At 50.6% G+C, this 13,194-nt stretch carries 12 protein-coding genes and 1 tRNA gene; 7 read left to right on the top strand and 6 right to left on the bottom strand.

The genetic code is table 11. The annotated features are described in order from the left end of the window. Nucleotides 1-31 precede the first annotated feature (31 nt). On the bottom strand, nt 32-859 hold the full coding sequence (gene bacA / locus BS640_RS18410; protein WP_017492974.1) for an undecaprenyl-diphosphate phosphatase: 828 nt from the start codon (nt 857-859) through the stop codon (nt 32-34). Nucleotides 860-1,039: 180 nt separating this feature from the next. Continuing rightward, a complete protein-coding gene (gene folB, locus BS640_RS18405) occupies nt 1,040-1,399 on the bottom strand; it encodes a bifunctional dihydroneopterin aldolase/7,8-dihydroneopterin epimerase (protein WP_084913069.1) in 360 nt (119 codons plus the stop codon). A 175-nt stretch (nt 1,400-1,574) separates the two neighbouring features. Here folB and plsY point away from each other — a divergent pair, with 175 nt between their 5' ends. Further along, entirely contained in the window at nt 1,575-2,216 is a 642-nt protein-coding gene (gene plsY / locus BS640_RS18400) for a glycerol-3-phosphate 1-O-acyltransferase PlsY (protein WP_084913068.1), read from the top strand. Between the two features lie 139 nt (nt 2,217-2,355). On the opposite strand, the gene tsaD is transcribed toward plsY, so the two are convergent. Further along, complete coding sequence (tsaD, locus tag BS640_RS18395) at nt 2,356-3,369, bottom strand: tRNA (adenosine(37)-N6)-threonylcarbamoyltransferase complex transferase subunit TsaD (protein ID WP_084913067.1); 1,014 nt, start codon at nt 3,367-3,369, stop codon at nt 2,356-2,358. A gap of 347 nt (nt 3,370-3,716) precedes the next feature. Here tsaD and rpsU point away from each other — a divergent pair, with 347 nt between their 5' ends. The 3 genes from rpsU to rpoD all read left to right on the top strand — a co-directional run bounded on the left by rpsU (nt 3,717) and on the right by rpoD (nt 8,049). Then, nucleotides 3,717-3,932: a 30S ribosomal protein S21 gene (gene rpsU / locus BS640_RS18390; protein WP_001144069.1), complete on the top strand. Its 216-nt coding sequence runs from the start codon at nt 3,717-3,719 to the stop codon at nt 3,930-3,932. Between the two features lie 190 nt (nt 3,933-4,122). Continuing rightward, a complete protein-coding gene (dnaG, locus tag BS640_RS18385; RefSeq protein ID WP_017493530.1) occupies nt 4,123-5,868 on the top strand; it encodes a DNA primase in 1,746 nt (581 codons plus the stop codon). Nucleotides 5,869-6,210: 342 nt separating this feature from the next. Then, nucleotides 6,211-8,049, top strand: a complete 1,839-nt coding sequence (rpoD, locus tag BS640_RS18380; RefSeq protein ID WP_017493531.1) for an RNA polymerase sigma factor RpoD — start codon at nt 6,211-6,213, stop codon at nt 8,047-8,049. Nucleotides 8,050-8,141: 92 nt separating this feature from the next. Here rpoD and mug read toward each other — a convergent pair whose 3' ends face one another. Continuing rightward, a complete protein-coding gene (gene mug, locus BS640_RS18375; RefSeq protein ID WP_017493532.1) occupies nt 8,142-8,636 on the bottom strand; it encodes a G/U mismatch-specific DNA glycosylase in 495 nt (164 codons plus the stop codon). A gap of 143 nt (nt 8,637-8,779) precedes the next feature. Between mug and BS640_RS18370 the strand changes: the two genes are divergently transcribed. Continuing rightward, a tRNA-Ile gene (locus BS640_RS18370) sits at nt 8,780-8,856 on the top strand. A gap of 204 nt (nt 8,857-9,060) precedes the next feature. Continuing rightward, complete coding sequence (locus BS640_RS22150) at nt 9,061-9,219, top strand: hypothetical protein (RefSeq protein ID WP_017493533.1); 159 nt, start codon at nt 9,061-9,063, stop codon at nt 9,217-9,219. 106 nt (nt 9,220-9,325) lie between these two features. On the opposite strand, the gene BS640_RS18365 is transcribed toward BS640_RS22150, so the two are convergent. Further along, the gene (locus tag BS640_RS18365; RefSeq protein ID WP_206600941.1) at nt 9,326-10,588 is read right to left on the bottom strand and encodes a glycoside hydrolase family 28 protein; all 1,263 of its coding nucleotides are present in this window, start codon (nt 10,586-10,588) and stop codon (nt 9,326-9,328) included. A gap of 268 nt (nt 10,589-10,856) precedes the next feature. Here BS640_RS18365 and BS640_RS18360 point away from each other — a divergent pair, with 268 nt between their 5' ends. Further along, nucleotides 10,857-11,528 carry a YecA/YgfB family protein gene (locus tag BS640_RS18360; protein ID WP_017493535.1) on the top strand — a complete coding sequence of 224 codons (672 nt, stop codon included), beginning with the start codon at nt 10,857-10,859 and terminating at the stop codon, nt 11,526-11,528. 243 nt (nt 11,529-11,771) lie between these two features. Here BS640_RS18360 and BS640_RS18355 read toward each other — a convergent pair whose 3' ends face one another. Continuing rightward, nucleotides 11,772-12,938, bottom strand: a complete 1,167-nt coding sequence (locus BS640_RS18355; RefSeq protein ID WP_017493536.1) for a nucleotide sugar dehydrogenase — start codon at nt 12,936-12,938, stop codon at nt 11,772-11,774. Nucleotides 12,939-13,194 lie beyond the last annotated feature (256 nt).

The following is a 13,194-nucleotide window of genomic DNA, read 5'->3' as shown; positions in this document are numbered from 1 at the left end:
GAGGCGGGTTTTTTAATGCTTTCTCACTCTATCAGGTCAGGAATACCCAATAGACCAGCGCCGCGACCACGAAACGATAAATGGCGAACGGCACAAACGAAATACGTTTGATCAATGCCAGGAAGGTTTTAATCGCAATCAGCGCCACGATAAACGCGGTAACGAAGCCGACGGCAAACATCGGTAAGTCAGACCAGCTCAGAATCGAGTGATTCTTATAGAGATCGAGCGCGCTGGCGCCCAACATCATCGGAACCGCAAGCAGGAAGGAATATTCAGAGGCGGCATAGCGGCTCACGCCCATCAGCAGCCCACCGCCGATAGTTGCGCCTGAACGTGAGAATCCCGGCCACAGCGCAAGACACTGGAAACAACCAATCAGGAATGCCTGAAGGTAAGTAATATCATCAACGCCGACCGCTTTCGGGAATTTCGGCTTTACCCATTCAGCGATGAGAATATAGATACCCCCGACCACCAGCGCATACATGACATATTTAGGCTCGAAAAGCGCCTTAATATCATGGCTAAACACCAGGCCAATTACGACTGCCGGAAGCATACCCAGAATAATATGCAGCAGGGTAAGATGACCCTTACCTATTCCTTCATGCTCGACCTTCTTACCAAAATGAATGCCAATCAGCCCAAACAGACGACGCCAGAACATCACGACAACGGCAAGAATAGACCCTAGCTGGATGATAACTTCAAAAACTTTAGATTTATCATCGGTGTAACCCATCAGGTTACCGGCGATAATCAAATGTCCGGTTGACGATACAGGTAAGAATTCAGTCAAGCCCTCGACGATACCTAAAATCAGCGCAATTAATAGCTGATGGCCTTCAGTTACCATAATATTCCCTGCCCCAGAGAGAGATTCATTTAAAACGCAAAATGCGTAGCGCTTAAGACAAAATTAAGAATTTGCCTAGTTTTACCCTAAATACAACATCTGAACGTGGTCATTAGTAATGCTTTATTATGACAGCAGTTTTTCAACTTATACTTTTAAAAGGATAATTTAAACGAAAATTTATTTACTGCGCGTTCCACGCTCAATAATCACGCCGACATTCGCCGCATGAGCAATGGCGCCAGGCTTACTTAATTTAATTTTGACCCACGGGGTATTGAAGCGCGCCATCAGCAGGCTTGCGACCTCTTCGGCCACTCTCTCGACCAGTGCAAAGCTGTGGGAAGTGACATGTTGGATAACCACGTCGCTGACGTCTGCATAGCTTAGACAGTCATTCACGTCATCGCTCTTGGCGGACTTTCGGTTGTCCCAGGCAAGTTCGATATCGAACACCAGCTTCTGCTGAATGGTTTGTTCCCAGTCAAAAGCGCCGATTGTGGTGATTACATTAAGTTGTTCTATAAATACGATATCCATCACGCGTTTCTCCGTTTTAGGCCTTGCCGGAGTTGCCCGATCAATTCCAAAATGCAGTGAGAGAGCTTACTTACCTGCGGCTTGAAGGATGATGGGTATACCACTTCCAGCGGAAAATGCGTATTATCCATGGATGTTGTGATTAAAACGACCCCTAATAGACGGAATTGCTTTTATGAGTGCAACCGCGCTTGGAATGATTATTTTCGCCTACCTTTGCGGCTCGATTTCCAGTGCTATTCTGGTCTGCCGCCTGGCTAGATTACCCGATCCCCGAACCCAAGGCTCCGGCAATCCGGGCGCTACTAACGTCCTGAGAGTGGGGGGTAAAGCAGCGGCAGCCACCGTGCTGGTCTTCGACATTTTGAAGGGCATGATGCCGGTGTGGGTGGCCTATAAGCTCAACGTGACCCCGATGTATCTTGGCCTAACGGCAATCGCGGCCTGCGTTGGTCATATTTATCCCGTCTTTTTCCGCTTCAAGGGCGGTAAAGGTGTGGCGACCGCGTTAGGCGCCATTGCCCCCATCGGCTGGGACCTGACCGGACTGATGACCGGCACCTGGCTGTTAACGGTGCTGCTGAGCGGCTACTCCTCGCTCGGCGCGATTATCAGTGCGCTGATTGCGCCTTTTTATGTCTGGTGGTTCAAACCACAGTTTACCTTCCCCGTCGCCATGCTTTCGTGCCTGATACTGCTTCGCCATCATGACAATATTCAACGTCTGTGGCGCGGTCAGGAAACCAAAATCTGGACGCGGCTGAAAGAGAAGAAAGCGGCCAGAAAAGCCGCCGAAGAAGCGAAAAGTAACAAATAGCCGACATAAAAAAACGACCTCAAGGGTCGTTTTTTAGTTTCCGGCGCGTCATACAAAGCTTGCGTTAGACATTGAGAGACAAGTCGCCTGACGCCGGTCCCTGTTTCGAAGCAAGTCAGCAATACCCTGGTCACTCGCCTTACACAGGCGCGAGTTCATCCAGAGGCCATCGAGGGCGTACAGAAATACTCAAATCTGTATTCGCGCTGGTTTTCAAACGCACCATGCCCGCATAGGCAATCATCGCGCCGTTATCGGTACAGAATTCAGGGCGCGCATAAAACACTTCTCCACCGCGTTTTTCCATGACCTCAGCCAGTTTACTGCGCAGCGTGCGGTTTGCACTTACGCCCCCCGCCATCACCAGACGCTTGAAGCCGGTCTGCTCTAACGCTCTTTTACACTTGATAGCCAGGGTATCGACCACCGCATCTTCGAAGGCGCGGGCGATATCGGCGTGAGTCTGGGCATCGTTTTCATTACCGCGAATCGTGTTGGCAGCAAAGGTTTTCAGCCCCGAGAAGCTGAAATCGAGCCCTGGGCGATCGGTCATCGGACGCGGGAACGTGAAGCGTCCGGCCACGCCCTGCTGGGCCATTTTCGACAGCAATGGACCACCGGGGTAATCCAGACCCAGCAGTTTTGCTGTTTTATCAAAGGCCTCACCCGCTGCGTCGTCAATTGACTCACCGAGCAGAGTGTATTCGCCAATGCCGGTAACGCTAATGAGCTGGGTGTGACCACCAGAAACCAGCAGCGCCACAAAGGGGAATTCAGGCGGGTTATCTTCGAGCATAGGGGCTAAAAGATGCCCTTCCATATGGTGAACGGGGATAGCGGGAACGTTCCAGGCAAACGCCAGAGAGCGCCCGATAGTGGCACCGACCAGCAGCGCGCCAACCAGTCCCGGACCGGCCGTATAGGCCACACCGTCGATATCGGCAGCGCTAAGGTTAGCCTCTTTCAGCGCTTCCTTGATCAGGGGCAACGTCTTGCGCACGTGGTCGCGTGAGGCCAATTCTGGCACCACACCACCGTAGTCAGCGTGCAGTTTTACCTGACTATACAGTTGATTAGCCAATAACCCGTTTTCGGTGTCGTAAATTGCAATGCCGGTTTCATCGCAGGACGTTTCAATACCCAGTACTCGCATCACTCTTTCCATCATGTTTTCGCGCTATCTCGCGGCGCGTAGTCTAGCACATAACCCGCCGACGGTATTACATCGTCGACGTCAGAACGCGCGTTTTATGCGCACAATCGCCAGCTTTTTGCACAAATCAATGATTAATGTCGAGCAATTCAAATTGATTGGTATATAATCGGCGGCCGACGCAAAAGCGAGCGCACAGTCCATCGATAAATGGATTGTAATGCGCCTGTTTCAATTTGCCATTGGGCTTTACAAGGCTAGGCAAGTTGGAGTAAAATTCCGCACCATTTTGAAATGAGCTGGCACAACGCTAGCGAACAAACCGATTTTATCGAGGTGAGAGGCACATGCCTGTAATTAAAGTACGTGAAAACGAGCCGTTCGACGTAGCTCTGCGTCGCTTCAAGCGTTCCTGCGAAAAAGCAGGTGTTTTGGCTGAAGTTCGTCGTCGTGAATTCTATGAAAAACCGACTACCGAACGTAAACGCGCTAAAGCATCTGCAGTAAAACGCCACGCCAAGAAACTGGCTCGCGAAAACGCACGTCGCACTCGTCTGTATTAATTCTTCGGGGGCAACCCCACCCGCGTGATACTGTTTTTTAAAACGCGCAGACCGAGTAGTTGCATACGAAGGCCGTGCTTTCCGAAAGGAATGCGCGGCTTGTTCTCGTTTATAGGCTACACCCAATAAATTTCGTGATGCGGCAAGCGCAGCAGCGCGACTGATTAAAGGGTAAGTGAGTAAGGGGCTTATGGCTGGGAGAATTCCGCGCGTTTTTATCAATGACTTGCTGGCTCGTACCGATATTGTCGATCTCATCGATGCTCGGGTAAAGCTCAAGAAACAAGGCAAGAATTATCACGCGTGCTGCCCATTTCACCATGAGAAAACACCCTCATTCACCGTAAACGGCGATAAGCAGTTTTATCATTGTTTCGGCTGTGGAGCACACGGCAACGCCGTCGACTTCCTGATGAACTACGACAGACTCGAGTTTGTTGAGTGCATCGAGGAACTGGCGACCATGCAAGGTCTGGAAGTGCCGTATGAAGTTGGCACCGGCCCGACTCCGATGGAACGTCATCAGCGTCAAAGTCTTTACCAGTTGATGGAGCCGCTCAGCGCCTTCTATCAGCAGTCACTTAAGCAGCCTGCCGGGGCACCTGCCCGCGACTATCTGGCTCAACGCGGTTTAAGCGATGAGGTTATCAATCATTTTGCCATCGGTTTCGCCCCTGCGGGTTGGGACAACGCGCTAAAGCGCTTTGGTAAAACGGCCGACGACAGAAGCTCTCTGACCGACGCTGGCATGTTGATTACCAACGAACAAGGACGCAGTTATGACCGGTTTCGCGAACGTGTCATGTTTCCTATCCGCGATAAGCGCGGCCGGGTCATTGCGTTTGGTGGACGAGTGCTGGGTGACGCATTACCCAAATACCTCAACTCACCGGAAACCGAGATTTTCCATAAAGGCCGCCAGTTGTATGGCCTTTATGAAGCACAGTTGAATCACCCTACTCCTGCCCGACTTCTGGTGGTTGAGGGGTATATGGACGTCGTCGCGCTGGCGCAGTTTGGCATCGATTATGCCGTTGCGTCGCTGGGCACCTCCACCACGGCTGAACACATTCAACTGTTGTTCCGCGCAACCGACACGGTGATTTGCTGTTACGACGGCGACCGTGCGGGGCGTGAAGCAGCATGGCGTGCGCTGGAAACGGCCCTGCCCTATTTGCAGGATGGCCGTCAGCTGCGCTTTATGTTTTTACCCGACGGCGAAGACCCGGATACGCTGGTGCGTAAAGAGGGCAAGCAGGCGTTCGAACAACGTATGGAAGAGGCGCATTCGATTTCGACCTTCCTGTTCGACACGTTAATGCCGCAGGTCGACCTGAGCAGTCCTGAAGGGCGCACCAAGCTGAGCATGCTCGCGCTGCCGCTGATAAGTCAGGTGCCAGGCGAGACGCTGCGGCTGTACTTGCGTCAGCAGTTGGGGAACAAACTCGGGATTTTAGATGATAGCCAGCTGGAAAAACTGATGCCGAAACCGGCGGAGAGTGCAAATAGCTACCAGGCGCCCCAGCTAAAACGCACAACCATGCGTATACTGATAGGGTTACTGGTACAAAATCCACAACTGGCTACACTTATACCCTCGTTGCAAGGTTTAGAGCAATCAAAACTTCCAGGTCTTGATTTGCTGAAAGAACTGGCCGACATCTGCAACGCACAGCCAGGCCTGAAAACAGGCCAGTTGCTGGAGATGTACCGCGATAATAAATTCGGCCCACAGCTTGAAATCCTGGCAATGTGGGACGATATAGCAGATAGGGACATTGCAGAAAAAACATTCCTGGACGCGTTGGACCATTTGTTCGATTCAGCACTGGTACAAAGGCTAGAAACATTGATTGCCCGCTCACGAACTGAAGGCTTGAGTGCCGAAGAGCGGGAAGAAGTCAGAGCCATTACCGAAGCGCGCAGAAAGCGTTAAAACGCTTAATAACAGAATTTACGCAAAGTAGTGAAGCCAAAACTTCAGATACTCAGCGTCACGCAAAGCCATTGAAGTTACAGCAAGGCGGCAAGCTGAATTAATCGCCAGTTACGTACACTAAGTAATTGACTGGTGTGAATGAACGTAGCCAACAGCGCTGTAGCTTCATGGACAAAGCGTTAAAGAACTCACGGCTTAAGTGCCGATATATAGCGGGATGCTACCCCGCAAAATGCCGCCATAGTGGGCCGCGGCGAAATCAAATACGCCCCAAATGTTATAGTTGGCGGTTTCGCCGACCGACACCAACCCAATACTCTGAAGTGTGGATACCGTCTTATGGAGCAAAACCCGCAGTCACAGCTTAAGCTACTTGTCACCCGTGGTAAGGAGCAAGGCTATTTGACCTTTGCTGAGGTCAATGACCATCTGCCGGAAGATATCGTCGACTCCGACCAGATCGAAGACATCATCCAGATGATCAACGACATGGGTATACAGGTACTTGAAGAAGCGCCTGATGCCGATGACTTGATGCTGGCCGAAAATAGACCTGATACCGACGAAGATGCAGCAGAAGCAGCAGCGCAGGTGCTCTCAAGCGTAGAATCTGAAATCGGCCGTACCACCGACCCTGTGCGTATGTACATGCGCGAGATGGGTACCGTAGAACTTCTGACCCGTGAAGGCGAAATCGATATCGCTAAACGTATCGAAGACGGTATCAACCAGGTTCAGTGTTCGGTTGCTGAATACCCTGAAGCTATCACCTATTTGTTAGAGCAATATGACCGTGTTGAAGCGGGCGAAGCACGCCTGTCCGATCTGATCACCGGTTTCGTTGACCCTAACGCAGAAGAAGAAGTTGCACCGACCGCGACGCACGTTGGTTCTGAACTTTCTAATGAAGAATTAGACGACTCGGACGACGATGAAGACGAAGACGACGATGCTGAAGACGACAACAGCATCGACCCTGAACTGGCGCGCCAGAAGTTCACCGAACTGCGTGAACAACATGAAGCGACCCGCCAGGTTATCAAGAAAAACGGCCGCAGCCACAAGAGCTCTGCTGAAGAGATCCTGAAGCTGTCCGAAGTCTTCAAACAGTTCCGTCTGGTGCCAAAACAGTTCGACTTCCTGGTAAACAGCATGCGTTCCATGATGGATCGCGTCCGTGCTCAGGAACGTTTGATCATGAAGCTGTGCGTTGAACAGTGCAAAATGCCGAAGAAAAACTTCGTCAACCTGTTTGCCGGCAACGAAACCAACCAAACCTGGTTCGATGCTGCACTGGCAATGGCTAAGCCATGGTCTGAAAAACTGAAAGAAGTGACCGAAGACGTTCAGCGTGGGCTGCAAAAGCTGCGTCAGATCGAAGAAGAAACCGGTCTGACCATCGAGCAGGTCAAAGACATTAACCGTCGCATGTCGATCGGTGAAGCTAAAGCGCGTCGCGCCAAGAAAGAGATGGTTGAAGCGAACTTGCGTCTGGTTATTTCTATCGCCAAGAAATACACCAACCGCGGTCTGCAGTTCCTCGACCTGATTCAGGAAGGTAACATCGGCCTGATGAAAGCCGTTGATAAGTTTGAATATCGCCGTGGTTATAAGTTCTCGACTTATGCGACCTGGTGGATTCGTCAGGCTATCACCCGCTCCATCGCCGACCAGGCACGTACCATCCGTATCCCGGTGCATATGATTGAGACGATTAACAAGCTCAACCGTATTTCCCGTCAGATGCTGCAAGAGATGGGCCGTGAGCCAACGCCTGAAGAGCTGGCCGAACGTATGCTGATGCCGGAAGACAAGATCCGCAAAGTGCTGAAAATCGCCAAAGAGCCTATTTCCATGGAAACGCCAATCGGCGACGATGAAGATTCGCATCTGGGTGACTTCATTGAGGATACCACCCTCGAGCTGCCGCTGGATTCTGCAACCTCCGAGAGCCTGCGTTCTGCAACGCACGACGTGCTTGCAGGCCTGACCGCGCGTGAAGCGAAAGTTCTGCGTATGCGTTTCGGTATCGATATGAACACTGACCACACGCTGGAAGAAGTGGGCAAACAGTTCGACGTTACCCGTGAGCGTATTCGTCAGATCGAAGCCAAAGCGTTGCGTAAGCTGCGTCACCCGAGCCGCTCTGAAGTACTTCGTAGCTTCCTCGACGATTAATCAATAATCGTTAGTTGAAAGCAAAAGCCCCGTCTGGATAATCCGACGGGGCTTTTTTATTGCCTACAAATGCTTGCAGGAGACGCAGAGCGCTATTTTATGGTATCGGACAACTGTTGATAGCTTTGAACGAGTTCGTCCAGCGTCGCGCGATTGAGGCCGCTTGGGTTAGGTAACACCCAGACTTCAGTATCGCCCAACGTTATTTCCTGACGCCCCCACGCGACCTTGCGGATGCCAAATGCGCTGCTGAATGCCTGCTTGCCGAGCACTGCCAGCGCCCTCGGCTGGTACTCCATCATCTTGGCTTTTAACGCCTCACCGCCGTCGCGCAGTTCATTGCGCGCCAACTCGGTAGCCTCTACGGTCGGCCTTTCAACCAGCATCGTGATACCGCAACCGGTATCCAGCAGATGCTGCTCCTCTTCCGGTTTCAACAAACGTTCTGTAAATCCCGCCTGGTGAATCACTTTCCAGAAACGGTTATTTGAATTGGCAAAGTGATAGCCGTGATGGGCGGTAGACAGACCCGGGTTGATACCACAGAAAACGACGCGCAGATTATGGTCGATAATGTCGGTGATCATGCTTGCTCCTTCAGCCTATTTTAATCTTGCTATCCTAAAAACTCGCAGCAATAACAACAAGCTAAAAGTTGCACATAAAACAAGCATACAGTCGGATGAAGTGTAGACCTGGAGTAGTTAACTACCGTATAATCCTGCACCGCGGCCCCTTAGCTCAGTTGGTTAGAGCACGCGACTCATAATCGCTTGGTCACTGGTTCAAGTCCAGTAGGGGCCACCAAATTTTCCCTGTTAAATCAGCACATTAAGCCACTTCGCGAGGAGTGGCTTTTTTGTTTTTGGGGAAACTGGGCGACAAAATGGCAACAGAGAAAATTTAGTCGGCATAAAGTCAGCAAATGCAATTTTTGACTAAAATAAAACCACCTTCTAAAGGAGCCATATCACTGATTACAATTCCTTCAAGCACAGTGAGGAATATAAAATGTCCGATAAAAATACCCGCCCCAAAGTAACGAAACAGCAAATCTACCGCTCCGTAGCTAGCTCAACGGCTATCGAAACTGGCGCAGCAGTGCAGACAATTGAGCAGAATCTTAAACAGTATCAGGCTCAAGCCAAGGCGGTTGGTTTAGCTCATTAATTGGGCGAGATGTCATCAACAGGCTGCAACATTGGCGTATAGTTACCTGAGACTCCTGCCTGAATAGCCTTGAAGCAGTCATTACCCCTAAGATAACTTAATAGATTCATTGGATTTTCATACCCCCTGTAACCTCCGGAAAGACGCCCTTCCCCACAACCTTCACCCGCGTATTCTCAATCTCCCAGCGCGCGCTCTTATCAAAGCGTACGCCATTGAGGGTGATGCCAATCGGATGGGCAGCGTCATAACCGCGCATGACGAGATTGCCCGTGCCGCCACTGACATGGGTCAGGGTAATGTTTTGATACTCTGGAATTAAATCTCCTTTGGCTTCAGGGTCGTAGCGGGTATCGAAATTGATCGGCCAGCGGTTGTTGCGCAGGATAACGTCCTGGAAAGCGACGTTTTTCACCAATCCTCCCCGGCTGGCATCGCTTTTGATTCGCAGGCCTGAAGTGGTGCCATCCAGCGTTAGTCCTCTGACTAAAACGTCGCTTACGCCGCTCGAGGTTTCACTGCCGATAGACATACCGTGTCCGGCGTAGAAATGGTTATCAATGAGAGAAATAAAATGGCTTCCCCCGCTGCTGCCCCCCTTGATGGCCACGTTATCGTCGCCGGTGCTGATGGTGGTGTGAGCAATGGTGACATCGGTTGCGGCACCGGGGTCGATGCCGTCGGTATTACGCGCCGTGGCGGGGGTATCGATTGTGACGCCCCATACGGTGATCCCTTCGACATGGTTCATCGCTAAATGGAAGTTGGGGGAATTTACCAATCGGATACGATAGAAAATAAGATTTTTAGCCTGCTCGAGCTGAATAAGTCGTGGAACGTTTTGCTGACTATGCTCTTTCTGCGCCCGTCGCGCGAGCTGCCACCACGACTCACGGCTGCCGGTCATTGGCTGCCCGCCTTGCCCGTCAATCACACCGTCGCCGACAATGCCGCCGCCGTCGTTTCCGTTAAATGTAATAAATGGTCGACAGCCGTTTCCAGGCGTTCCTAATGTTCCACAGGTTCCTTGCCCGCGATCGTAATCATGAGGATCGGTTGAGGCAGCAAGCACGGCGCGCTTATCTATCCAAAGGTATACGCCAGAGCGCATCAGCAAAGGCCCACTGAGGAAACGCCCTGCGGTCAATCGTACTGCCTCACCGGAAGGACAATGCGCGATTGCAGCCTGGATCCTCTGCCGATCGCTGCCCTCATCTTTAAGCGGTAGCAGTGTCGCACAGATTTTTTTCGGAAACTCAGGCTCTAAAACGAATCGCCTGTCGGCCGCACACACGTTGGCTATCAATAAAATGCCCAAAAGGATAAAGAAAATCGGGGGCAAAATTGTAGGATTAAAAGCCAGTTTCATAGCCTGTCGCGCCTTAAAAGAGTGATATCTCAGCATGCTGGAAAAAATCACAACCGGATTTAAACAAATTATAAGTAACGAGGTACAATCTCGCGGGATAAGATAAAAAGGCTGATAATCAATCTCAGACGAAAGAGGTACGGACATGCTTGGAAAGTGGCTTTTCATCATCGCAGCATCCGCAGCACTCCTGATCTTCATTAACTGGGCGAAGATCTGGCCGTCCATCGAGCCACTACTTAGATAAAACTCCACGGGAGACGACAACATGAAAGAAGGACCACTGAACGAGAAAGAGCTGGAATGGCTTGAAGAGGTATTAGTCAAGTACGGCAATGACGATTCAGTTCTGGATGTTGCCGAGCTGGACGGCTTTCTGACTGCGATTCTTTCAGGCCCGCGAATGATTGAGCCGAGCGAATGGCTGGTCGCGCTGTGGGGCGGTGCTGAAAACATTCCTAAATGGGCGTCAGAGCGCGAGCTTAATCGCTTTATGGACCTGACCTTCCAGCACATGAATGATATTTCCGACAGATTGATTGATTATCCCGATCAGTTTGAGCCGCTTTTCGGCGTGCATACTATTGATGACGAAGACTATACCGTCGCCGAAGAGTGGTGCCACGGCTATATGCGCGGTGTCGATCTGGATGACTGGTCTGCGCTACCTGAATCGCTTACGGCTTCTCTCGACACCATCGCTCTACATGGTCGCGATGAAAACGAAGCGCGACTGGAAGCAATGTCGGATGAAGACGTTGAAGAAAATATCGAGAACATCATTCCTGCCGCGCTTGCTCTGCACGATTATTGGCTGAGCCAGCAGTCGGACGATCCTGCTCCGGCAGCAACGCCGAGCGTTGCTGCGCCAAAAATTGGCCGTAACGACCCTTGCACCTGCGGAAGCGGTAAAAAGTACAAAAACTGCTGCCTGCACTAACAGTAGAAGCCACCGTGCCAAACGGTGGCTTTACTTTCTTGCCCTTTCCGAAGCGCATTACGTCCGCCATTTGCTTGTAAGTATCCCTGCTTTAGTTCCACACACTTTTTGAGATTTCCGGTTTCTCAGCCATCAGCCGGGGTACTTACAAACTCACGATACAATTAAGAAACAGATGAAGAAACCAAAATTTAGGCAATAAAAAACCCGCTTTCGCGGGTTTAACGAGGGTGCAATGGTTGATTAATCGCTGCCGAACAGGTCACGGGTGTAGACCTTGTCCGCCACGTCGTTCAGTTCTTCAACCAGACGGTTAGCGATAATCACATCACATTCCTGCTTCAGCTCTGCCAGATCATGGGTCACTGGGGAGTTAAAGAAATAGCTTTCTTCGAGAACAGGTTCGTAAACCATGACCTCAATGCCCTTCGCCTTGATACGCTTCATGATGCCCTGAATCGCAGACGCACGGAAGTTATCCGAACCTGCTTTCATAACCAAACGATAGATACCAACACGTTTAGGGTTACGTTTCACGATGCTATCAGCGATGAAGTCCTTACGCGTGCGGTTAGCATCAACAATCGCATTAATGATGTTATTTGGCACGTTTTCATAGTTCGCCAACAGTTGCTTAGTGTCTTTAGGCAGACAGTAGCCACCATAGCCGAACGAAGGATTATTGTAGTGCGAACCAATGCGCGGATCGAGGCCGATACCTTCGATGATTTCACGGCTGTTAAGGCCGTGGTGCTCGGCGTAGCTGTCCAGCTCGTTAAAGTAGGCAATACGCAACGCAAGATAGGTGTTAGCGAAAAGCTTGATGGCCTCAGCTTCGGTATCATCGGTAAACAGAACCGCGATATTTTCCTTGATAGCTCCTTCAACCAGCAGATCGGCAAACTGGCGAGCCTTTTCACTTTTGCTGCCCACTACAATGCGTGAAGGATGCAGGTTGTCGTAAAGCGCACGCCCTTCACGCAGGAACTCTGGCGAGAAGATAATGTTGTCGACGCCCAGCTTTTCTTTCAGGCTGCGGGTGAATCCGACCGGGATGGTCGATTTGATAACGATCGTAGCCCGAGGATTGATTGCCAGGACATCGCTAATCACCAGCTCAACGCTTCTGGTGTTGAAGTAGTTAGATACCGGATCGTAGTCAGTAGGCGTTGCCACAATAACAAAATCAGCGTTTTCATAAGCCTGATGCTTGTCGGTGGTTGCAGTAAAGTTGAGATCCTTCGTCGCGAGAAACTCTTCAGTTTCCTTATCAACGATTGGAGAAATCTTGTTGTTCAACTTGTCCACTTTGCTCTGATCGATATCCAGAGCAACGACTTCATGATTCTGCGCCAGCAGAATACCGTTTGAGAGCCCGACATAGCCGGTGCCGGCGATGGTTATTTTCATTGGCAACCTACAATAAAGTTATACACAAAACACCAAAATAAAACTTACTTAACACTGATAAAATGCCATGAACAAGTTAGATAGATTCTAAATGAAAGAGTTCATAAAATTTTTATCAGCATCAGCGCCTACCTTTCTGGCGAACAAAGCTCCGCTTTTTATGATCTTATCACGATCGCTATCGTTAAGTATCCTCGGATACTCTGGACCAGTGACCCAATCGATGTATCGAAGTGCATTGTTGATAGCTAAAGGA

Source organism: Rouxiella badensis (genome assembly GCF_002093665.1).
GTDB classification, from domain to species: Bacteria; Pseudomonadota; Gammaproteobacteria; order Enterobacterales; family Enterobacteriaceae; genus Rouxiella; species Rouxiella badensis.
This window is presented reverse-complemented; position numbering and strand designations above follow the sequence as displayed.